The sequence below is a fragment of the Chlorobiota bacterium genome (assembly GCA_016710285.1).
Lineage (GTDB): Bacteria > Bacteroidota > Ignavibacteria > OLB7 > OLB7 > OLB7.
This window is the reverse complement of record JADJXR010000001.1, coordinates 365,713-388,808: the sequence shown is the minus strand read 5'-3', so window position 1 is coordinate 388,808 and position 23,096 is coordinate 365,713. Positions and strand designations below refer to the sequence as shown.

Below are 23,096 nucleotides of genomic sequence, written 5' to 3'. Positions count from 1 at the left end.
CCCCCAAAAAAATCTTACTTCAATTCCTCCATCACCTTCCGAACAACCTCCCAGCCAAACCCACGAGTTGCAAGAAAATTGGCAAGGGAGCGTTCCCGTTTTTGTGGATCGGTGGCGCGCAAGGTGGAGAGTTTTTTGCGCGCCGCCGCAATCGCAAGCTGCAACTCCTGGTCGCTGTCGGAAAAAACAGCGGACAAGGCATCGTCAATATCATGCTTGGCAACCCCGCGCCGCTGAAGCTCCAGCTGCAACCGCTGCCGGCCCAAAGGGCGGCGCAGCAACTGGTCCCGAACGAACGCTTGCGCAAAATTGCGGTCGTCCAAGTAGCCGTATTCGGCAGCGAAGGCGAGTGCTGCGTCAATCGCCTCGGCGCGGAATTCTTTCTCGCGCAATTTCTCCTGCAATTCCTTTTTGCTTCGGAGCCGCCTTCCGCAGATTGTTAGCACGGCCTGTTTTGCTTGGAAGGCTTCTTCGGCACCCCGAATCTGCTCGATCTGTTCTTGCGAAACCACCACCCCTTTTGCCAGCCCAAACCGGACGATGGTGTCGTCGCTGATTGGAAAGGTGAAGCCGTCGGAAAGGCGGATGCGCCGGGGCTGCGTTCGGCTCCGCTGGGGAAGGATGTCGGCAATGGTAATCGGCGTGGTGTCCATGGTTCCGATGATGAAAATTCTTGGTGAAATGGCATTTGGGCGCATGGCATCTTGCCCAAAAAAAACTCCAAACCTTTTGGCAATCGCTGGGAAAATAGGGGGATCGAGGGAATGGAGTTGAACGAAGGAAGAAAATTTATTCAAGGGCTGGGGGCGGGGGCAGGGCGATCCCGACGAACCCGCACGGTTGGCCGGCCACCGCAACGCAGTCGGCACCGCAATCACTCCATGTTTTTCCACTGGCGGTAGCTCTCTTTCAGCAGCGATTGGAAGTGATAGACCCCTTGCTCGCACTCCACCGAGAAACGCCCGCGGTCGTAAGCGTGCGAGGCAACGCCCCGTTGCACCCGCTCGCAAATCTCAATATCCTCAACTTGAATGCGGTGGCTGGTGGCTATTTCATCATTGATGAAGGCGATTGCTTCGGGCGATTCAACGTCGTCGTAGAAATAGTCGAACCGAACAAGCGTCCGCTGGTGTGTTATCGGGATCACCACGTTGGTTTGCAGCCGCCCGGGCAAAATATTCAGCATGAAATTGGGGTAGATGAAATAGTAGAATGCATTGCCCGAATCGCCGTTGGCTCCGTACGGATGATCGCCCGTGCCACGCAAGGGGCTGAATTGCAACGAGTGCCAGCGCGCGGTTTCGGTGATGTAGCTGTTGAACTCCAACATCTTCATCAGCTCCGGGTGAACCAGCGGGACGTGATAGCCCTCCAGATAATTATCAACGTAGATTTTCCAGTTGCAATCAACGTGGTAATCCACCCTGCGGAAAAACCGCTTTGCCGGAAGTGAGTTCGGCGCGATGCGCTGGGCAATCCCCTCCATCACCTCGGTGATTGGGGGTGGAGTTTGGCACAAGCTCACAAAGATCAGCCCTTCCCACACCGCCACGTTCACCGGAACCAGCCCGTACTCTTCCCGATTGAACAACTCCACGCGGTCAAATTTCGGGATCCCGCGCAGCGATCCATCCAAGCGATAGGTCCAGCCGTGGTACTTGCATTGCAGCATCGTGCAGTTGCCCGAATCCTGCGTGGCCAGCGGTCCGCCACGATGGCGGCAGACGTTGTAGAATCCGCGCAGCATTCCTTCGCGGTCGCGAAGAACGATTACGGGATTATCGGCAACATCGGCAAGGAAGTAATCGCCAATCTGCTGCAGCTGCCCAATGTGCCCAACCCATTGCCACGTTTGCGAGAAAACGGCCTGGCGGTCCAGCTGGTGGAATGCCGGGTTGGTGTACCAATCGGAAGGAATCGTTTCCGAGCGTTCAATCGGCAGCACCGCCAGCGATTGCTCGGTCAGCTGCTCGGTCAGCGTGGGGAAGTTTTGCTGGTTGGTCATCGGGGGCATTCCCACATTCTGATTCGCGATGGAAAGATGGTCAGGAGTAAGATGGTCAGAAGCAAAATGTTCAACAAGAAGGCCTTCACCGGCCAGCGCGGGTTGGCTACTGAAGCAGCCCCCAGCGGGCCACCATCAGCGCCAGCGCAATGCCAAACGCCTGGAAGGTTCGCCGCTCGCTGCGGAACGCGGTGGTCCAATGGATGGTGGTGGAGCGGTCCCCCTGATACGGGGTAAATCGGGGGAGGAACCGGGGGACGTGCTGGCGGAATTTCTCATACTCCGGCCCGAACTTCTTCGCCAAAAATTCTTCCTCGCGTGAGACGATCAGGTGGTATTGGAACAGGAACCAGAGGAGGGTTATCACCACCAGCCACCAAAGGTTTGCCATGATCCCAAATCCGGTGTAGAGGAGGATATTCCCCACGTACAGCGGGTTCCGGACGTAGGCAAACGGCCCGAAACCACCAATCGCGAGGCCCCGACGGTTTCGGTGACGCGGGTTTCGTAGCTGGCGTGCCCAACGCCCCAGAATCGGATTGCCTCGCCAAGCAGGGCGCACAAACATCCACCGATCAAGCTGGGGATGGTTGGCTGGCCCAGTGCCAAACCAACAAGAAGGAAGGGGATGGGGGTGTAGCTACGCCACGTGAAAAGTCGGTCGCGAAAATCAGGCATGAAGGGAAGGTGTTCTGTTCGGTTTGTTGTTGGTTCGATGGCAGTGATGCGGTCCAATTCGGCGGGGCGGATGCCGGTTGGAGACTCCGTTACCGCAGGTCCCGCTCATACTGCGCGGCGTGTTCTTTCAGCCATTCGATGGAGGCCTGATAGTTCGGGTCGAACCGTTCCACCAATGCCCAAAATTTTGGCGAGTGGTCAAACTGCCGCAGGTGGCAAAGTTCATGGATAACAATGTAGCGCCGGACCTGCTCCGGGAAGAGTATCAGCCGCCAGTTGAAGGATAAGTTCCCTTTTTTGGAGCAGCTTCCCCACTTCGTTTTCTGGTCGCGGATGGTGACGCGTCCGTAGCGAAGTCCCATCCGTTCGGCTTCCCGCCGGACATCGTTGGTTAAAGCGTCGGCGGCATCGGCGCGCAGCCACTGGCGCAAGGTTTCGCGGATTGTTTGATCGTGATCGGCAGGGAGGTACAGGTGCAGCTGGCCTTCTTCAATGAAGATGTGCGGGTTTTTCCCGATGCCCCGGTGCACCCGCAATCGCAGCGGTCCGCCGCGATAGTAGATAATGGAGCCATCCCGAAGCTGCGCCGCCGGGCTGATTGGCTTCACGTGTTGGAGGTGGTGAAGCACCCATTCCTGCTTTTCCCGCAAAAAATCTTCCGGGTTGATGTAGCGTTTCAGCCGCAACGGGAGCGTTACCACCACGCCACTGTGGGGGGAGATGGTGATCCGCATATTCCGAGCGCGAGCATTGCGGCGCACGGTGTAGCGCACCGAAACGCCGTTCAGCATCACGGTCCCGATTTGCGGTTTTGGAGGCTCGGGTTTCACATCGCGAAAATACAATCTGGCAATCCCTTCCCGCTATTCCCCGCGATTGTTCGTTGATAGAAACAGCCCGTGGTTACAAATCCTTATCGGCAAACGCGCCCTAAGAACTGCCCCCGCGCTGGCGAAAGATGGTAGCTTGCAAACGCATTCCAACACGTTAGGGAACTACCAAGTATCCCGCATCCGCACAGCGATTGCAACACACGAACCTCCATTGAACATGAAACAACTGCCTTCCGCACGCAACCGGTGGGTTGGCTTCTTGGCGATAATGGCCACCGCCATGGCCACGATTATGGCCGCTTGTGGCCAGAATTCCCCGGACGATAGCAAGCCAAGCGTTCAGCAGGGATACACCCAAATGGTGGAGACCATGCGCACCGGCGACGGGGCCAAGATTTACGACCTTTTTGATAGCGACCAGCAGCACCAGCTAGATATGATGCTGGCTGGCCAAACCATGAATATGTCCCTTGACTCAGCCCGCCGCCAGGAAGTGGAGGTGTTGCAAGGGCTGAAAGGGAAGGAGGCGTTCGCCAAGTACATGCAGCTGTACGGCGAAGACTTCACCGGCAAATTCCAAGGGGATTTTGAGGTTTTGCAGGTGGATACGTTGTACTCCCTGGTGGTGCGCCACAAGGATCGCCCGGCGGAAATCTTGATGATGCGCTGGGAGAACGGAGCCTACAAAGTTGCGGCCCCCCCGAACCCGCAAGCCGTTGCGCAGCGGGTGGATGCGGGCAAAGGGAAGCCCAGCCCCGTTCCCCCGCCTTCATCCCCCGCCCCAGGGGATACGGCGCGGTGATAAACGCAGGCCGGATGGAATGCCCGCTCGTAACAATGAGTTGTCATAACTAAGAATGAGCTGTTTCATGCGGTAAGGCATCTTGCCCACGTAAACGGGTCGGTGCTATCTTTGCGCTCTTCTTTGTAAAAACCGAAGTCCAACAACACAACAGTCAAGCTGTGCCGACAATCAATCAGTTAGTTCGCAAGGGTCGTCAGGAGGAGTTGTACAAGAGTGCTTCCCCGGCATTGGACCGTTGCCCGCAGCGTCGTGGGGTTTGCACCCGCGTGTACACCACCACCCCGAAGAAGCCGAATTCGGCACTTCGTAAAGTGGCAAAGGTGCGTTTAAGCAACCAACAGGAAGTAATCGCCTACATCCCCGGGGAAGGCCACAACCTTCAGGAGCACTCAATCGTGCTGATCCGTGGTGGCCGCGTGAAGGACCTTCCAGGTGTCCGTTACCACATCGTCCGCGGCACGCTGGATACCCAAGGGGTTGCCAAGCGCCAACAGGGGCGTTCCAAGTACGGCGCAAAGCGTCCAAAGAAGTAATCAACGAACATCTCTCTTTACTGAATAGAATCCATGAGAAAGAAACGCGCAGAAAAGCGGTGGATATCTCCAGACCCACGCTTCAACGACGTTACCATCGAGCGGTTTATCAATAACCTGCTGCTGGATGGGAAGAAAAGCACCGCCCGCGACATCCTGTATGGCGCGCTTGACCTTGTTGCCGAACGCACCCAGCAGGACCCGCTAGAGGTCTTCCGCAAAGCGTTGGCGAACGTCTCCCCAGCCGTCGAGGTCCGCTCGCGCCGCGTTGGTGGGTCCACCTACCAAGTTCCGATGGAAGTCCGCCCGGAACGCCGCGTTGCCCTGGGCATCCGCTGGTTGATTAAGTACGCCGACGACCGCCGCGAAAAAACCATGCGCGACAAACTGGCCGGCGAGATCATTGCCGCTTCCAACGGCGAAGGTTCTGCCGTCAAGAAGCGCGAAGATGTTCACCGCATGGCCGACGCAAACCGTGCCTTTGCTCACTTCCGCTGGTAAAGCGGAAACCGGTGGCCGGGCCAGTTGATAGAACCAAGCGATAGAAATGATCGGCGAAGAAGGGCATCGCTCTTTTTGGCACGCATCTGCTCCGTCGCAATCCCGGCCGCAAAACACGTCAACCTGCTGTGTAGGCCTTGATATTCATAGATAACCGAAGCTAATTCTCGATTATGCCACGCCTGTATCCACTTGATAGAGTCCGCAACATCGGCATCATGGCGCACATTGATGCCGGCAAGACAACCACAACCGAGCGCATCCTGTATTACACCGGCGTGCTTCACCGTATCGGTGAGGTTCACGACGGAGCCGCAACCATGGACTACATGGAGCAGGAGCAGGAGCGCGGTATCACGATCACATCGGCAGCAACAACCTGCTTCTGGAAAGGGTCCAAATCCCATTTCCCAGAGCACCGCATCAACATCATTGACACGCCGGGCCACGTTGATTTTACCGTCGAGGTAGAACGCTCGCTTCGCGTGTTGGACGGTGCTGTTGCCCTGTTCTGCTCGGTTGGTGGCGTGGAGCCGCAATCCGAAACGGTGTGGCGCCAGGCCGATAAGTACAATGTCCCGCGCATCGCCTTTGTGAACAAAATGGACCGCGTCGGTGCCGACTTCCTGAAGGTTGTTGGCATGATTCACGACCGCCTGGGCGCAAACGCTGTCCCGCTGCAATTGCCGGTGGGCCAGGGCGATATGTTCAAGGGTATCGTTGACCTGATTGAGTGGAAAGCCTACATCTTCGATGACTCCAGCCAGGGCGCAAAGTGGGACATCATTGACATCCCGCACGACATCGAGGAGCAAGCCAAAGAGTACCGCACCAAAATGCTGGAAGCGGTTGCCGAGGTTGACGACACCCTGCTGATGAAATATCTGGAAGGGGAAGAAATCTCCCCAGAAGAAATCCGCAAGGTGCTCCGCGAAGCCTGCTTGCAGGTGAAGATCATCCCGGTGATGCTTGGCTCCAGCTTCAAAAACAAAGGCGTTCAGCAGTTGCTGGATGCGGTGTTGGAGTTCCTTCCATCGCCGATGGATGTGGGAACCACGCCGGGCCACCACATGGATTCCGACGATCATATCGAACGCCAGCCGTCCGATACCGAGAAGTTCGCTGGATTGGCGTTCAAGATCATCACCGATAAATTCGTTGGGAAGCTGACCTTCGTCCGCTTGTATTCCGGCACATTGTCGGCAGGGTCCTACGTCCTGAACACCATCACCGGGAAAAAAGAACGCGTTGGCCGTCTGTTGCGGATGCACGCCAATCACCGCGAGGATATTGACGAAGCCTACACCGGCGACATCATCGCTGTTGTTGGTTTGAAAGCCACAAAAACCGGCGACACGCTCAGCGATGAAGCGGATCCAATCGTGTTGGAGAAAATGGAGTTCCCCGACCCAGTGATTGACCAGGCAATCGAACCAAAAACGAAAGCCGATCAAGACAAGTTGGGCGAGGCCCTGGCCAAACTCAGCGAAGAAGATCCAACCTTCCGCGTAAAAACGGACGAGGAGACCGGGCAGACGATCATCTCCGGCGTTGGTGAGCTTCACTTGGACATTATCGTGGACCGTATCCGCCGCGAGTTCCGTGTGGAGGCGAACGTTGGTAAGCCGCAGGTGGCCTACCGCGAAACGATCCGCGAGACGGTGGACCAGGACACGAAGTTCGTTCGCCAGTCGGGTGGGAAAGGCCAGTATGGACACGTGGTGATCGAGTTCGGTCCGAACGAGCCAGGCAAAGGCTTCGAGTTCACCAACGCCATTGTTGGCGGTGTGATTCCAAAAGAGTACATCAAGCCGGTGGAGCAGGGGATCACCGAGGCACTCCGCAACGGCGTGCTTGCCGGATTCCCGGTGGTGGACATCAAAGCCAAACTCCATTTCGGTTCCTACCACGACGTTGACTCGTCGGAAATGGCCTTCAAGATTGCCGCATCCATGGCCTTCAAAGAAGCCTGCCGCAAAGCCAAGCCAGTGTTGTTGGAGCCGATCATGGCCGTCGAGGTCGTCACGCCGGAAGAGTACATGGGGGATGTGATGGGCGACCTTTCCAGCCGCCGTGGCCGCATCGAAGGAATGGTCCAGCGCCACGACGCTCAGGTGATTCGCGCAATGGTTCCGCTTGCGGAGATGTTCGGCTACGTCACGACGTTGCGCTCCATCACGCAAGGCCGTGCAATCCCTTCGATGACCTTCGACCACTACGAGCCGGCACCAAAATCGGTGCAGGAAGAAGTGGTGGAGAAAAGCGGAAAAGCTGCGATTGCAGCCTAACCCAAAGCCTTTTTTGATAGAGGCCGACGGCAAAGAGCAACAGACACACGGGTTCAATCAACAAATACTTAACACACACTTCTCGTAGAGGAGACATCAGGAATGGCAAAAGAGAAATTTGACCGCAGCAAACCCCACGTCAACGTGGGCACCATCGGTCACGTTGACCACGGAAAAACAACGCTGACCGCCGCCATCACCATGGCATTGGCACTTCGTCACGGCGGTGAAGTCCGCACGTTCGACTCAATTGACAACGCACCGGAAGAGCGCGAGCGTGGTATCACCATCGCCACCGCTCACGTGGAGTACCAGACGGACAACCGTCACTACGCCCACGTTGACTGCCCGGGCCACGCCGACTACGTGAAGAACATGATCACCGGTGCCGCCCAGATGGACGGTGCCATCCTTGTGGTGGCCGCCACCGACGGTCCAATGCCGCAAACCCGCGAGCACATCCTGCTCTGCCGCCAGGTCGGTGTGCCACGCATCGTGGTCTTCTTGAACAAAGTTGACATTGCCGACCCAGAGTTGTTGGAGCTTGTTGAGCTTGAGATTCGCGAGCTTCTCTCCAAGTACGAATTCCCGGGCGATGATATTCCCATCATCCGTGGTTCGGCATTGCAAGCGTTGGAAGCCGGCACCGCCAGCGCCCCAACCGACGACGCACGCTATCAGTGCATTTGGGACTTGATGGACGCTGTTGACAGCTACATCCCAACCCCAACCCGCGACACCGATAAGCCATTCTTGATGCCGGTCGAGGACGTGTTCTCGATCACCGGACGCGGAACCGTGGGCACCGGCCGTATCGAGCGCGGAATCATCAACGTCAACGAGGAAGTGGAGATCGTTGGCTTCGGCGCAAAGAAGAAATCGGTGGTGACGGGCGTGGAAATGTTCCGCAAGCTGCTGGATCAGGGCCAAGCCGGCGACAACGTCGGTCTGCTGTTGCGCGGTGTTGGGAAGGAAGAGCTGGAGCGCGGCATGGTTATCGTGAAGCCAGGCTCGATCACTCCACACATGAAGTTCCTTGCCCAGGTGTACGTCCTCTCCAAAGAAGAAGGTGGCCGCCACACGCCGTTCTTCAACGGCTACCGTCCACAGTTCTACTTCCGCACAACGGACGTTACCGGTATCATCACGCTTCCAGCCGGAACCGAGATGGTGATGCCTGGCGACAACCTGGACAACATCACCGTTGAGCTGATCACGAACATCGCCATGGAAGAAGGTCTCCGCTTCGCCATCCGCGAAGGTGGCCGCACCGTGGGTGCAGGCGTCGTGACGAAGATTCTGGACTAAGACCCGTCCAGAAAGGGAAACACCAAACCCGCCCGACTCAAATTTTTTTGAGTCGGGCGGGTTTTTTTGTGGGGCATTGGTAGATCTGATGTAGTAGATTTGATGCGATGCCTAACGATCCCAAGTCGAAGTGCTACAGCCCACCGTTGTTGCACGGGGGAATCGTTGAAGGTAGCTGTGAACCAGAGTTAGCAGGCCCAGACATCCGACATGGTGGCAGAATGAGCATACGCAAGATGTTGGAAAACCTTTTTGGAGAGACTCCAAAACATGGAATAGTTGTTTCTCCTGATCCTATAAAAGCAGTTGAGAGATACTTCCGTGATGGGGGCAAGGAGGTACAATCCATACAAGAAGTTCAAACAAGAAGAATGGGAGTGTGGAAGCTCTCAAAAGAAGCGAATGCCGAAAATCTACTGAGCTATTTTAACAGCCTTGAAGAATATGCCCCTGAAGAGGACTCGCTGATATTATACCATGTTGTTGACGTTAAGAATAAAAAGTACTGGGTTGTCGTATTTGACCCGGTAGAGCTATTTGATAATCCCACAATACTGTTGTGCTATGAAGATGAGGGGAATGCTGATTGAATTTCAACGAACTTGAACCCGCTGTTGAATTAGCAAACTAATCCCGAGGGAAAAGATGTTTCCCAGAAGAAAAAATGAAAACAATAACAATCAGATTGCTAATTGCAGTATTCGCAGCTATGAGTTCTTGCTCAAATGCTGTTGTGAAGAGAAAGATTGATTCTGTTAGAATATACAGCGTGGGTTGGAATTCCGAGTTTTTAGTGGCACAAACACCAACTGCGGTTGTGAGCAATCCACGTGCTGTGGTTATAGATTCCATATCACAAGATTTGGCAAGTGAACTTCAAACAGGTATCCAAGCCTTTGTCCCAATAAAGGCAAATACAGCCTATTTTGACTGCCGGATTTCCTGCCTGTTGTTTAGCAATGGAATTGTGGATACACTCTCATTCAGCAACAACAGAGTGATGCAATACAACGCTGGATTGTATGAAGAGGATAGCGTTTTGCTCTGGCAGATCGCAAGGGAGCTACCTGAGTATCAATATCAGCAATTGGAAATAGGTCGAGCTATCCAGAGTAGAAATGATAATGAAAAAAATATGATGGATGATACATTGTTGCTTTGGAAGCAAGATTCTAATGGTTGTCAGCAATTAAGAAATCCAGAAGTATTCAATTATTTAATCAATAAATATAGAAATGATATATATGATAAGGAAGGGATTCTAAAAATATTTGGTACTCCAAACAGGATCGTATTTTTTGATTCTCGAACGACAAAGGATACGAGCTACTATAACGTTATGCACCTGTATTACTACTGGGGAACCGTTTGCAATAATCAAGGGATGATTACCCCAAATTCAGATATATGCTGGTTTGATTTTGAGATACTTCCTCAAAATGATAGCACTCTCGGCTTCATCTATTTTTGTCAATAGCCATACTCGTTGCAAGTAATGCGCTACTAGCCCAAAGAACCGCTTGGGTTTGGGCGACACGGTGTTGTACGAGTACGACAAGGTGGGGAACCGAACACTGAGTGCTCGGATAGATGGCCAGGATGTGCGAACGTACCAGTACGGCGCACCAACAAGTGGTCCGAACCGGTTGGAGCAGAGCCTGCAGCAACAAGGGGGAGTAACGATGCGGACGGACTACGGGTACAACCTCAACGGTTCCATCACGGATCGAATAAGGTACAGCCAGGTAGCTCCTCCATTCTGGGGTTTGGCGGGTGAGGATCACTTCGGCTACAGCTACCGTGAGCTAAACTGGAAGTACCTAAACGGGAACCCGTGGGAGAACAACCACTGGGATTGGCGATACCGGTACAACGCGCAGGGGGAACGAGAGCAAAAGCGGTTGTACCACGGCCCATTGGCAGATAGCATCATCGGCCAGCCGTACCCCTGGGTGCAGTATCTGCTTGGTGGAAGCAAGGAGCAATTAGCCGTCTGGCACGGCCAACAGATGACCAGCCCCTTCTGCGACACCGCTTGGCGGCGGAATGTGTTTCTGTATCCAACGGAGTATCTAAGCTATGGAGTAGGGAAGCACAGCAACGTGGTGACGCGCCCTGATGGAGCGAAAGAATACCGTTTCTTCGACCACTTAGGCTCCAGCCGAGCAGTATTGGGAAGCAACGGATTCACATACAGCGATTACGCACCATTTGGAGGGTTATTGGCCGGCGGAACGGAGAGCCGGAAGGGGTTTATAGGGAAAGAGAAGGATGGAGAGAGCGATCTGCGGAACTTAGGGGTGAGGCAGTATGATGATGAAGGTGGAAGGTTTTTGAGTGTGGATAGGTTCTGGGAATTATATAGAAGTTCAAGCCCGTATAATTACGGATTAAATAATCCAATTGGTTTGTTAGATCCATCTGGAGATACTGTAGTGTATGTAAGTGGTGAGGTTGAAGAAGTTGTGAATCCAGCAGCAGAAGATTTAGCACGAGTGGAAGAACGGATGGGAATGGAAGGCGAGTATAGTAATGAACAAACAGCTAATGCTGTAATGACAGATTCGCGAGTTATGACGATTGGGTTTGGAGATACGAAGATGGAAGGAAGAATTATGGCAGCTATAGTTCGTACAACAACTGATGCTGATGGGAATATTATAGGCCTACAATTAATTATTAATAAAGAGGAATGGGACAAAAAATCTCATGTTGATAAGGTTACTTTGTTAGGGCATGAGTTTAAACACGGAAAGGATTTGTTCTCAGAAAATGGAAAGAAGATATATCAAAATCGCTTAAAAGAAGGTAATAATGGAGTTCCATATGAGAAACGAGCATCAGAAAAGTCAGCTAATGGGTACGAAAAAACGATATTTCATTATTATTTAAAATATAGAGATTCGCAAGTATTAATGGAGAATAAAACAAATATATATCAATGGTGGACTCCACAAACAAGAAATATCAAATGAGAAGCATCATTCTTTATGTTGTATGCTTTAGCTGTGCCATACTTTTATGTATGAATAATCAGTTATGTGCACAAACAGTATTCAGCGAAAATCAATTAAAACTGTTTGCTCGGAATGTTACTGTTGCTAGGCAGATTCAAAGAAATTTAAACAGGTTGCTGACCTCATATCCGTGGAAAATGGGTAATAGCTTAAACGTAACATCAAGAGAGTATGAATTGTTAATTAATATAGACACTAATCTGATTCTTATTAAGAAATATCAAAATATCATTCAAGACTCTAATATAATTGTCTATAAAACTATTTATAATATTCCGATGTACGAGGATTCATATCTATTAGCATTCAATCGTCAAGGAGGATTGTATTGTCTTAATGGTTTTGACACGAATCATTTTGTGCAGTATATGTATGATCGTTGGAAACCAATTAGAGATACAAGAGCAGCCATAGAGATTGCGCGCCAATATGTCTTAATTGTTCAGCATAGTCCATTTAACACACGATCCATTATAGAAACTGATTCAATAATACAAGAAGCAGGTGGGCATGGTTATGCTCAACTGCCAAAAGCAACATATGATGGAATCGCATACAGTGTTGTTTTATACACCTATAATGAGTACACAAGAGAAGTCGTACGTCATCAAGTGCGAATAAAATGGAATGGTGATAAAGAGGCTGCCTATGTACGATATTCTTCAAGTGTAATGCGTGAAGGTGAACGATGAGTTAATGAAATTGGTATCCCCATCAGTGTATTATTTGATGGAAGCGGGAGCAAGGAGCAATTAGCCGTCTGGCACGGCCAACAGATGACCAGCCCCTTCTGCGACACCGCTTGGCGGCGGAATGTGTTTCTGTATCCAACGGAGTATCTCACCAACGGCATCGGTTGGAACGGGGTGCATGAGGACCTCACACCGATCATCACCAAGCCAGACGGGAGCAAAGAATACCGAATCAGCGACCACCTAGCCAGCCTGCGAGCGAGCCTCACCCCCGGCGTTTCAACAAAGTATTATGATTACGACCCGTGGGGCGGCCTTCTAAGCGGGACGGGAACGCGGCGGATGTATAACGACCGAGAGGAGGACAAGGAAAGCAGCCTGTACAACAACGGAGTGAGGAAATTAGAGGAGGGATTGGGTAGATTTACAGCAATAGACCCATTGTGGGAGAAGTTTTTGTGGCAATCGCCGTATGTGTATGGGGATAATGATCCGCTGAGGAAGACGGATCCGAAGGGGATGCAGGCTGCTGTAGCTGCGGGGACAGTAATAGCCACGAATCCTGAGACATGGCCAGTAGCAGCAGGAGTAGGGGTGGTAGTATTGTTAGGAGCTGATGTCGCAGTAAAGGAGAAGTATCCGGCATTGCGTGGGATGCCTGTGGGAGGAGCCATAGGAGTGTATGTGGCATCTCAGATCTTTGATGGAGATGAGGGTGGTAGTGGTGGTAGTGGGTCATCGGGTAAGGGAGGCAGTGCGTCGCCGGGAGGAGGTGGAGGAAGTTTCATTGGTGGAGGTTTAGCAGCGGCAGCTATCAAGAAAGGGATCGATAATATTTCAAAAAAAGTTATTTCTATTGTAAAGCAAGACGCAAAACTTGCAAAATTTGCTGAACAAACATTCTCTGGTAATAAGTCTTTGAGTAACGAAGCAAATGGTCTGATCAATCAGCTAACAAAAGGAAATATGAATCCTGGTATAGGTACTAAAAGTATCGGAAAAAATATTTTCGAAGCTAGATCTAAAGGTGGAGCAAGGGTCTATTTTAGAAACACCCAAGGAGGGGTGGAGATTTTAGGCTATTCAAATAAGACAAACCAACAGCAGGTCATAAATCGCCTGATAGAAATATATAAATAACAATAGGGTATTTAACATGAAATCTTTCAAGATCGTTTTCCCTACAGGTTATCAGGTGCTGAACGTGCTGGATGATAATCTAGATATAAATATTGTTATCGAAGATGAGAGCGTGTTCTTCGCAACATTATTTACGCTGTTAAATGTTCAAAAAATAATGATTCAGGATGGTGATAATTATTTTTGGGCAGTGAATATGATCATTATCGAGGATTTAGAATTACAAACAATTAGAAGCGTAATATCAAAAATTTTAGATGCTGGTTGTGAAGAATCAATTTTTTCAAGAATTGGCACAATCCAAACAATATTTTCAAAAGATTCTTCATTTAATACCATACAAGATATGGGAGGATTCCATTGAAGTGATCGGCTGATAGATGACACCGTAAAAGATGTTTGAGAAAAGAATCCTAAGATGGAAGAATTAAATGAACTTGAGAAAGCGATATTGAGCAAATTGTCAGTGAAGTATCCAGCAATACAGGAGCATATGCCTTTCCTAAGAGTGCTGAATAGAGAGATTACAGGAGTAGGTATGTATGTGAATTTTTGCTATGTAAAAGATCCGCAAGTCTCTATTCCATGCCTCGAAATCTCTGATGGTTGTATAAGTACGAATGAGAATATTGAGATTCAAGGATTAAAATATGGTATAGGTTATGAAGTGGATGTATCAGATGGGAAGATCAAGTTCATTGAATTTATTACCTATGGAGAGGAGTGGGATGGAGTCATAAAAGACTACCGGTTCATTTGACGGTGGGTTAGTAATCGGAGATCAATACATCTGCACCATGTGGCGTGCCAGCAAAAGTGCCTCTACCACGGCCCATTGGCAGACAGCATCGTAGGCCAGCCGTACCCCTGGGTGCAGTATCTGCTTGGCGGGAGCAAGGAGCAATTAGCCGTCTGGCACGGCCAACAGATGACCAGCCCCTTCTGCGACACCGCTTGGCGGCGGAATGTGTTTTTGTATCCAACGGAGTATCTAAGCTATGGAGTAGGGAAGCACAACAACGTGGTGACACGTCCTGATGGAGCGAAGGAATACCGTTTCTTCGACCACTTAGGCTCCAGCCGAGCAGTATTGGGAATCAACGGATTCACATACAGCGATTACGCACCATTTGGAGGACTATTAGCCGGCGGAACGGAGAGCCGGAAGGGATTTATAGGGAAAGAGAAGGATAGGGAGAGCGATCTGCGGAATCATGGCGTAAGATTGTTTGATGATGAGGCAGGAAGATTCTTGAGTATTGACCCATTATGGGAAAAGTATAAATTGCTAACACCATATCAATATGGTGCAAATAATCCGTTAATGATTAGTGACCCTGACGGAATGAAACTATGGCTTCATAAAGATGATGTGAAAAATCCATCCCCAGCGTTTAGAAAATGGTATAAAGAATTTAAAAAAGCTATTAAGTATCTTAATAGTGGTAAAGCAAGCGGAGTATTAGCAAGGCTTCATAAATCTAAAGATGTGACTTATATCAGACCAACGTTTTCAGAAACGCGTTATGAGGCTGATAAGAAAACTATTTATTGGTCTGCCGAATATGGTTTAAGATTATCTAACGGATACACTCAAACTCCCGCATTAGGGCTTATTCATGAAGGGGGACATCGTGCATTGGAATTAGAGAAAACGCCAGAACAAATGAAGGAATTATTAGAAAAATCAGATAATAAGTTTGAAAATAAAGAGGAGCAGCAAGTATATGAAAAATATGAAAACCCTGCTGCAGTAAAATTGGGAGAGCCTTTGGCTCCAGATCATGGTGGTCAAATTGAAGAAACTGATGGATCGGATCAGCGCAACCCTGATATGCCAGTTGTTACAACGGTTCCTCTTGAAACTCTAAACGACTAGCTACTATCTACGAGGTTATTCAGATGATAAAACTCATAAATCTTCTTGTAGCATTGCTAATGCTTAATGGGCCACTAATAAGCATTGATAATGGTCTTATTTATCAAATGCAAGAAGTGAAAGGCAATAAAATAGATTCAATAAAAATCCGAAGTTTATATTGGAATGTCCGAACTCGCTCTCAGATAACCCCAGAGCGATTTTGGAAAACTAAATTTCGGAAAAGCGAAGAAGATTTTTTTGATACCACAGTGATTTCTCGTGTAATAATAGATAGCATTGAAAGTGCTATCCTGAAATTAGAACGATATTCAATAAATGCAGAAAATCATTCTCAATTATTGAGAATAGATACTAGATTAAGTATTCAGTTATTTTATCACCACCATCCTTATGCGGACACAGTTAGTTTCGGCACAGGGGGTAGGTACTTGCTATTAAAGGTTCCGTATGGAATAGTATGGAATTCAACTCCATACTATTGGAAAGAAGGGTTAATTGATAAAATTATTCAAGTTTTACCCGATAATCACAAAAGAAAGATTCCGGTGAATAGAGACTGAGATAGTGATTGGACCGGCTGCAGAAATGGAGCCGCTTGGGTTTGGGCGACACGGTGTTGTACGAGTACGACAAGGTGGGGAACCGAACACTGAGTGCTCGGATAGATGGCCAGGATGTGCGAACGTACCAGTACGGCGCACCAACAAGTGGTCCGAACCGGTTGGAGCAGAGCCTGCAGCAACAAGGGGGAGTAACGATGCGGACGGACTACGGGTACAACCTCAACGGTTCCATCACGGATCGAACAAGGTTCAGCCAGGTAACTCCTCCATTCTGGGGTTTGGCGGGTGAGGATCACTTTGGCTACAGCTACCGTGAACTGAACTGGAAGTACCAGAACGGGAACCCGTGGGAGAACAACCACTGGGATTGGCGATACCGGTACAATGCGCAGGGGGAGCGAGAGCAAAAGCGGTTGTACCACGGCCCATTGGCAGACAGCATCGTAGGCCAGCCATACCCGTGGGTGCAGTATCTGCTTGGCGGGAGCAAGGAGCAATTAGCCGTCTGGCACGGCCAACAGATGACCAGCCCCTTCTGCGACACCGCTTGGCGGCGGAATGTGTTTCTGTATCCAACGGAGTACATCACCAACGGCATCGGCTGGAACGGGGTTCATGAGGACCTCACGCCGATCATCACCAAGCCAGACGGAAGCAAAGAATACCGAATCAGCGACCACTTAGCCAGCCTACGCGCCAGCCTCACCCCCGGCGTTTCAACGAAGTATTATGATTACGACCCGTGGGGGGAGGTTCTTGGCGGTGGAACGGTAGCGCGTCGAGGGTTCAACGAGAACGAGAAGGACCGTGAGAATGGATTGTTTAGTTTAGGAGTGAGGAAGTACGAAGAGGGGAGATTTTTAAGTATAGACCCATTATTTGAGAAAGAAGCAGAGATCAGCCCGTACGTGTACGCGGGGAATGCGCCGTTGAATTATGTGGACCCGGATGGGATGCAGCGGCGTGGTGTAGCAAGTGTCAAGGGGATGGCGCTAACAGTAGGAGATGGACTACCGGAGCAATTATCGGCATTTGGCGGTGCCCAAGGTTCAGGTGGTATGATTGTGAGGATGCCAAGGATTGGGAGTGGTTTGAGTGTTCGTCCAAGCGGCGGAGGTGGGGGGGTAGCAAGTAGTGGAAATTGGATACGAGTAGGTCAAGTCTCAAGCAGTGTAGGAGCGCGAGGGGGAATAAGCCAATCTTCGGGAAATACTATTAGAGCGAACAATGCTAATGGGAAGGCGCAAGAAGCCAAATTTCAACAGCAAAATGGAGGAAAAAATGGAGTAAGCATAAAGACAAATCAAGGAGCGAGGGTAGTAGATAATGTCAAAAAGGATCAAGCCAATGAAATCAAGACAGGAAGGACACCATATTCCTCAAGGATCCAGAGCCAAGTCAAGAAAGATGCTGAGATATTGAAAAGTAATCTTGGAGATATTCAAGGGGTAACGTGGCATTTTTATCCAAGCCCAGTAACTGGGCAAGTCGGTCCGACATTAAGGTTGCTGAATGCTCTTCAGGAGCATGGGATAGGTGTCATAATCCATAAATAACAAACAGAAAGGAGTCATGAACGAGACCACATTCATCGAACCATATCCCATAATTCTTACTCCGTTAGAGTTCGCGGAGAAGGATCACAAGGATTGGAGCAAGAAAGAAGCGAAGCAAAACCTGCTTTGGTTTTTGAGCATTTTTCCTGAACGTCTTGAGGTGTTGAGTAATTTTTTAGATGTGGATATAGATTTCAGGAGAGATAATGTAGAGTTATTAGATGAGATAGTAGGTAAATCAATGGAGATATTTAGGGATGAGAGATTTCACACAGATAACAAGAACGAGGAGGATTTCAGTGTCGAGGTTCACAAGGATGGGAAGTACACGATCATCAATCATCCGAGGATAGAGTTGACGACGTATGGAGCATCGTTAGCGGTTGACATTGGGATCGTGTTTGCGCATATGTTGATGAAGGTGCAGCCTGAGTTGGAATGGGGAGTTGGAGTTGGAGGCAAACGAGCCTTATCCTACAATCTGCCTGTTCTGAAGTATGGAAAGTTTTTTGAAGAAAATCCGATTAGATCAGCTTATAATCAGGCATTACGGTCTATAAAGGAAGAAAATAAAAATGGGATGCTCCATACACTGGATGTCTGGTCACGGCGGTTACAGAATGGGGGGATATTATAGATCTGTGGGCTGAATTGAAAATAGCTATGGAACGAGGTTCAGAAGAGTCTCACACCCACCATCACCAAACAGAAAGGAGTCATGAACGAGACCACATTCATCGAACCATATCCCATAATTCTTACTCCGTTAGAGTTAGCGGAGAAGGGGCACAAAAATTGGAGCAAGAAAGAAGCGAAGCAAAACCTGCTTTGGTTTTTGAGCATTTTTCCTGAACGTCTTGAGGTGTTGAGTAATTTTTTAGATGTGGATATAGATTTCAGGAGAGATAATGTAGAGTTATTAGATGAGATAGTAGGTAAATCAATGGAGATATTTAGGGATGAGAGATTTCACACAGATAACAAGAACGAGGAGGATTTCAGTGTCGAGGTTCACAAGGATGGGAAGTACACGATCATCAATCATCCGAGGATAGAGTTGACGACGTATGGAGCATCATTAGCGGTTGACATTGGGATCGTGTTTGCGCATATGTTGATGAAGGTGCAGCCTGAGTTGGAATGGGGAGTTGGGGTTGGAGGCAAACGCGCCTTATCCTACAATCTGCCTGTTCTGAAGTATGGAAAGTTTTTTGAAGAAGATCCAATTGGCGCGCCTTATGGTAATGCAGAACGCGCTTTAAAAACGGGAGACACTAAAGGATTAGAGCGTTTATTAGGTGTCTGGTCACGGCGGTTGCAGAATGGGGGAATATTATAGAGCCGTGAGCTAAACTGGAAGTACCAGAACGGGAACCCGTGGGAGAACAACCACTGGGATTGGCGCTACCGGTACAACGCGCAGGGAGAGCGAGAGCAAAAGCGGTTGTACCACGGTCCATTGGCAGACAGCATCGTAGGCCAGCCCTACCCCTGGGTGCAGTATCTGCTTGGCGGGAGCAAAGAGCAGCTTGCCGTCTGGCACGGCCAGCAAATGAGCGGTCCATTCTGCGACACCGCTTGGCGGCGGAATGTGTTTCTGTATCCAACGGAGTATCTCACCAACGGCATTGGCTGGAACGGGGTCCATGAGGACCTCACGCCGATCATCACCACGCCAGACGGGAGCAAAGAATACCGAATCAGCGACCACTTAGCCAGCCTACGCGCCAGCCTCACCCCCGGCATTTCAACGAAGTATTATGATTACGACCCGTGGGGCGGCCTGTTAAGCGGAACGGCAACGCGTCGGATGTATAACGACCGAGAGGAGGACAAGGAAAGCAGCCTGTACAACAACGGAGTGAGGAAATTAGAGGAGGGATTGGGTAGATTTACGGCAATAGACCCATTGTGGGAGAAGTTTTTGTGGCAATCGCCATACGTGTATGGAGATAATGATCCGTTGAGGAAGACGGATCCGAAGGGGTTGCAGGCGGGTTCGATTGGAGATGATATTGATCCTGTTGATGCGACTGGTACACCTGGTGAAGATGGCAAGATCCAAGTGCTCGGAAGTGCAGGAGGAGGAGATATAGGAATAGGGTTAAGGCGTTTATGGCAATCAATATTTGGAACAGAGTCAGCAACAGTAGCAAGGGCCGCATCGGCGACTCAAACAGTTGGAACAAAAGGTGTAGAGGGAGCAAAAGCTCTTCTACATACAAGGCAAGTTGCAGTTTCTGAAAGCAATGCAACGACTACAAGTGTTTATCGAGCTGTCTCACAAGCTGAATTATCCGATATTGCCCAAAATGGTTTGAGAAATTTGGCAGGAGGGTATGAAACAACAAAACTTTTTGCACCAACTGCGAAAGATGCAGCTGGTTTTGGTCAACTTCTGTTTCGTGCAGATCAACAGCCATTTTATGTAATTGAAGCTCGGATTTCAAGTAGCATAATGAATGGTGCAACGCCTTTCAGAGCGGATGGATTTTCTGCAATCGCAATTCCTTCAACTCAACTCAGTCAAATTCAAGTCAACGTACTAAATTATACACCACTTGTTCGAATCAAGTTTTAATCAAAATGGTTAAGATCAAAGCTAAAATACGATTGAATAATAAGAGGCAAACGCCGTTCCGTTCAGGGTATTGGCCTACTTTTAATTTTATAGATAACATGAAGACGGGTGGGAGAATAACGCTGATTCACAAGGATGAATTTTTTCCTGGAGAAGAAGGCATTGTTGAGATAACATTCATAAATGACAGATATTTAGGAGGTGAATTTCGTGTTGGAGCAAAGTTCACTTTTGATGAAGGAAGTGAAGTAATAGGAGAAGGAATAGTTGTACAGATTTTGAGCATGAATTCATAGAGTGTTGAGAATCGGTGTGTTGATACAACAAGCGCGGTTGGTTGGATTCTCTGGAGAGCCAGTACACGATCGTCGCGCCGAAGATATTCCAGCAGAAATTATCGTACGACTCAGTAGGGCGGATCGTGAAGCAGGAATCGAAGAATGGTGGGCAGGGGAGTTGGTTGGTGCAGGGGTATGAGTACGACGGGGTGGACCGGCTACAGAAATGGAGCCGGTTGGGTGTGGGCGACACGGTGTTGTACGAGTACGACAAGGTGGGGAACCGAACCCTGAGTGCTCGGATAGATGGCCAGGATGTGCGAACGTACCAGTACGGCGCACCAACAAGCGGCCCGAACCGGTTGGAGCAGAGCCTGCAGCAACAAGGGGGAGTAACGACGCGGACGAACTACGGGTACAACCTCAACGGTTCAATCACGGATCGGATAAGGCACAGCCAGGTAGCTCCTCCATTTTGGGGTTTGGCGGGTGAGGATCACTTCGGCTACAGCTACCGTGAGCTAAACTGGAAGTACCAGAATGGGAACCCGTGGGAGAACAACCATTGGGATTGGCGCTACCGGTACAACGCGCAGGGAGAGCGAGAGCAGAAGCGGTTGTACCACGGCCCATTGCCAGACAGCATCGTAGGCCAGCCCTACCCGTGGGTGCAGTATCTGCTTGGCGGGAGCAAAGAGCAGCTTGCGGTGTGGCACGGCCAGCAAATGAGCGGTCCCTTTTGCGACACGGCTTGGCGGCGGAATGTGTTTCTGTATCCAACGGAGTATCTGAGCTATGGAGTAGGGAAGCACAGCAACGTAGTAACGCGCCCTAACGGAGCGAAGGAATACCGTTTCTTCGACCACTTAGGCTCCAGCCGTGGAGTACTGGGAAGCAACGGATTCACATACAGCGATTACGCGCCATTTGGAGGGTTATTAGCCGGCGGAACGGAGAGCCGGAAGGGATTTATAGGCAAAGAGAAGGATGGAGAGAGCGGTCTGCGGAATTTAGGGGTGAGGCAGTATGATGATGAGGCAGGAAGGTTTATGAGTGTGGATGCGTTCTGGGAAAGCAATCGTTATACTACTCCATATCATTACTCGAGAAATAATCCAACGAATCGTATTGATGGAAGTGGTTTATGGGATATTGAAATCCATTTTATGAGGAATCGAGGAGAAGAAGGGGGGAGTTTTGTAGGTGTTGCTACTCTCAAAGATAGGAATGGAAAGGAGATTTATTCATTTATTGTAAGAGGGCAAGGGGAAGGAAGAGATAGAATGCATACAGACCATGATACTCCAACAGGAGTATATGATATAGATGATAAAGCACCTTGGACAAGCGGCGGGAGTCGAGCCTCTTATGGCCCTAACCCACGATTAGTTCTTACGGGGGAATCTGGTGAAATCAAAGAGAGTGGAAGAACACTTATCCGTATTCATGGAGGACAACAAGAGGAATACAACGAAAAGACAAAGAAATGGGAACCGGTTGAGGATCCTCAATTACAGGCAACTCATGGATGTCTGCGAACATTTGATCATATCATGAAAGAGTTAAAAGAGAAAGTGGAGGAATTAGAAAAAAATGATTCTCAAGAAGTCCCTGGTAAGCTGATAATCTCAGATGACATACCAGTTCCAGGAGATATGACACAGCAGCCTGTTTCGGAAATGCCACAATAACTTAGGGAGGAAGGTACTCATGTTATGTTATAGATATCATGCTACTCGCAATGAGTGGAAGAATTTATGGAAAACGGGTGCAAGATTAATAAAGAACGACTTTATACTAAAGTTAAGATGGTCAATCTGCGGATTATTGCTTGTTATGGTAATAGTGGGATGTTCTACTGAACAGAATCATTCTGGGAAATTGGATAGTAATTTGTTAAAAACTAAAAGATATGAGGAAAGCCAAAGAAAGAAGCGTATAGAGTACATAGCAATGATAGACACTACATATGCTTGCAAAATGATCCGTAATTATCCTGATTCATTAGTGCTGGGTGGTGATATTCGATATAGAGAATTATTAAATGGATATGATTCGTGTGTATTGGAAATAATAGACGCATTGTTTTATGATTATAGACGAACAGGAGAAGAGAAGTATATAATGATGATAGATTCTATAAGTAAATATTCAGATGGGTATATAAGTGAATTTTTAGAAGAAAATATTGGTAAATTATTTTCAAAGTCACCGATAAATCTAATAAAGTATTTATCTAGAAAGAAAGAAGAAGATAAAATATTTCAACGTACAATTTGGTATTTACAATCATTACATGATTATGAGTATTACGAAAATGAAAAAGAAGATGTAGCAAGAACGATAGATAGTTGCTTAAAAATTCTTTCAAAACATGATGCTACATGGTTAAAAAAAATAGTTCGAAGAGCTAAATTAAATACGAAGTAAGCTATA

The 23,096-nt window shown here is 49.1% G+C and carries 25 protein-coding genes; 21 read left to right on the top strand and 4 right to left on the bottom strand.

The features are described 5' to 3' along the window. Positions 1–14: 14 nt before the first annotated feature. The 4 genes from IPM61_01250 to IPM61_01235 all read right to left on the bottom strand — a co-directional run bounded on the left by IPM61_01250 (position 15) and on the right by IPM61_01235 (position 3,513). Positions 15–653, bottom strand: a complete 639-nt coding sequence (locus tag IPM61_01250; GenBank protein MBK8909933.1) for a RecX family transcriptional regulator — start codon at positions 651–653, stop codon at positions 15–17. 221 nt (positions 654–874) lie between these two features. Continuing rightward, positions 875–2,005 (bottom strand): aromatic ring-hydroxylating dioxygenase subunit alpha, encoded by a 1,131-nt coding sequence (locus IPM61_01245; GenBank protein ID MBK8909932.1) that lies wholly within the window; start codon positions 2,003–2,005, stop codon positions 875–877. A gap of 106 nt (positions 2,006–2,111) precedes the next feature. Continuing rightward, positions 2,112–2,573 carry an isoprenylcysteine carboxylmethyltransferase family protein gene (locus IPM61_01240; protein MBK8909931.1) on the bottom strand — a complete coding sequence of 154 codons (462 nt, stop codon included), beginning with the start codon at positions 2,571–2,573 and terminating at the stop codon, positions 2,112–2,114. Positions 2,574–2,772: 199 nt separating this feature from the next. After that, positions 2,773–3,513, bottom strand: a complete 741-nt coding sequence (locus IPM61_01235; GenBank protein MBK8909930.1) for a M48 family metallopeptidase — start codon at positions 3,511–3,513, stop codon at positions 2,773–2,775. A gap of 220 nt (positions 3,514–3,733) precedes the next feature. On the opposite strand from IPM61_01235, the gene IPM61_01230 reads away from it, so the two are divergent. From IPM61_01230 to IPM61_01130, 21 genes are all read left to right on the top strand, one after another. Next, positions 3,734–4,318, top strand: a complete 585-nt coding sequence (locus tag IPM61_01230) for a hypothetical protein (protein ID MBK8909929.1) — start codon at positions 3,734–3,736, stop codon at positions 4,316–4,318. A 161-nt stretch (positions 4,319–4,479) separates the two neighbouring features. Beyond that, complete coding sequence (locus IPM61_01225; GenBank protein MBK8909928.1) at positions 4,480–4,854, top strand: 30S ribosomal protein S12; 375 nt, start codon at positions 4,480–4,482, stop codon at positions 4,852–4,854. A gap of 33 nt (positions 4,855–4,887) precedes the next feature. Further along, positions 4,888–5,355, top strand: coding sequence for a 30S ribosomal protein S7 (gene rpsG / locus IPM61_01220; protein ID MBK8909927.1), 468 nt, complete (start codon positions 4,888–4,890; stop codon positions 5,353–5,355). A gap of 173 nt (positions 5,356–5,528) precedes the next feature. Beyond that, complete coding sequence (gene fusA / locus IPM61_01215; protein ID MBK8909926.1) at positions 5,529–7,643, top strand: elongation factor G; 2,115 nt, start codon at positions 5,529–5,531, stop codon at positions 7,641–7,643. A gap of 102 nt (positions 7,644–7,745) precedes the next feature. After that, on the top strand, positions 7,746–8,951 hold the full coding sequence (gene tuf, locus IPM61_01210) for an elongation factor Tu (protein MBK8909925.1): 1,206 nt from the start codon (positions 7,746–7,748) through the stop codon (positions 8,949–8,951). 221 nt (positions 8,952–9,172) lie between these two features. Further along, positions 9,173–9,541, top strand: a complete 369-nt coding sequence (locus IPM61_01205) for a hypothetical protein (GenBank protein MBK8909924.1) — start codon at positions 9,173–9,175, stop codon at positions 9,539–9,541. A 74-nt stretch (positions 9,542–9,615) separates the two neighbouring features. Beyond that, positions 9,616–10,428, top strand: coding sequence for a hypothetical protein (locus IPM61_01200; GenBank protein ID MBK8909923.1), 813 nt, complete (start codon positions 9,616–9,618; stop codon positions 10,426–10,428). Positions 10,429–10,867: 439 nt separating this feature from the next. Continuing rightward, complete coding sequence (locus IPM61_01195) at positions 10,868–11,926, top strand: hypothetical protein (GenBank protein ID MBK8909922.1); 1,059 nt, start codon at positions 10,868–10,870, stop codon at positions 11,924–11,926. Between the two features lie 50 nt (positions 11,927–11,976). After that, positions 11,977–12,660 (top strand): hypothetical protein, encoded by a 684-nt coding sequence (locus IPM61_01190; protein MBK8909921.1) that lies wholly within the window; start codon positions 11,977–11,979, stop codon positions 12,658–12,660. Positions 12,661–12,744: 84 nt separating this feature from the next. Next, complete coding sequence (locus IPM61_01185) at positions 12,745–13,800, top strand: hypothetical protein (GenBank protein ID MBK8909920.1); 1,056 nt, start codon at positions 12,745–12,747, stop codon at positions 13,798–13,800. Positions 13,801–13,816: 16 nt separating this feature from the next. Then, positions 13,817–14,164, top strand: coding sequence for a hypothetical protein (locus IPM61_01180; protein ID MBK8909919.1), 348 nt, complete (start codon positions 13,817–13,819; stop codon positions 14,162–14,164). Between the two features lie 54 nt (positions 14,165–14,218). After that, positions 14,219–14,560, top strand: a complete 342-nt coding sequence (locus tag IPM61_01175; GenBank protein ID MBK8909918.1) for a hypothetical protein — start codon at positions 14,219–14,221, stop codon at positions 14,558–14,560. 264 nt (positions 14,561–14,824) lie between these two features. Continuing rightward, complete coding sequence (locus IPM61_01170; GenBank protein MBK8909917.1) at positions 14,825–15,679, top strand: RHS repeat-associated core domain-containing protein; 855 nt, start codon at positions 14,825–14,827, stop codon at positions 15,677–15,679. A gap of 23 nt (positions 15,680–15,702) precedes the next feature. Then, entirely contained in the window at positions 15,703–16,242 is a 540-nt protein-coding gene (locus IPM61_01165) for a hypothetical protein (protein MBK8909916.1), read from the top strand. 197 nt (positions 16,243–16,439) lie between these two features. Then, positions 16,440–17,801, top strand: a complete 1,362-nt coding sequence (locus tag IPM61_01160) for an RHS repeat-associated core domain-containing protein (GenBank protein ID MBK8909915.1) — start codon at positions 16,440–16,442, stop codon at positions 17,799–17,801. A gap of 16 nt (positions 17,802–17,817) precedes the next feature. Continuing rightward, positions 17,818–18,438, top strand: coding sequence for a hypothetical protein (locus IPM61_01155; GenBank protein ID MBK8909914.1), 621 nt, complete (start codon positions 17,818–17,820; stop codon positions 18,436–18,438). Positions 18,439–18,519: 81 nt separating this feature from the next. Beyond that, positions 18,520–19,140 carry a hypothetical protein gene (locus IPM61_01150; protein ID MBK8909913.1) on the top strand — a complete coding sequence of 207 codons (621 nt, stop codon included), beginning with the start codon at positions 18,520–18,522 and terminating at the stop codon, positions 19,138–19,140. Between the two features lie 120 nt (positions 19,141–19,260). Further along, positions 19,261–20,382 carry a hypothetical protein gene (locus IPM61_01145; protein MBK8909912.1) on the top strand — a complete coding sequence of 374 codons (1,122 nt, stop codon included), beginning with the start codon at positions 19,261–19,263 and terminating at the stop codon, positions 20,380–20,382. Positions 20,383–20,387: 5 nt separating this feature from the next. Continuing rightward, positions 20,388–20,678 carry a hypothetical protein gene (locus tag IPM61_01140; protein MBK8909911.1) on the top strand — a complete coding sequence of 97 codons (291 nt, stop codon included), beginning with the start codon at positions 20,388–20,390 and terminating at the stop codon, positions 20,676–20,678. 41 nt (positions 20,679–20,719) lie between these two features. Beyond that, entirely contained in the window at positions 20,720–22,351 is a 1,632-nt protein-coding gene (locus tag IPM61_01135; protein ID MBK8909910.1) for a L,D-transpeptidase family protein, read from the top strand. A gap of 262 nt (positions 22,352–22,613) precedes the next feature. Further along, the gene (locus tag IPM61_01130; protein MBK8909909.1) at positions 22,614–23,090 is read left to right on the top strand and encodes a hypothetical protein; all 477 of its coding nucleotides are present in this window, start codon (positions 22,614–22,616) and stop codon (positions 23,088–23,090) included. Positions 23,091–23,096 lie beyond the last annotated feature (6 nt).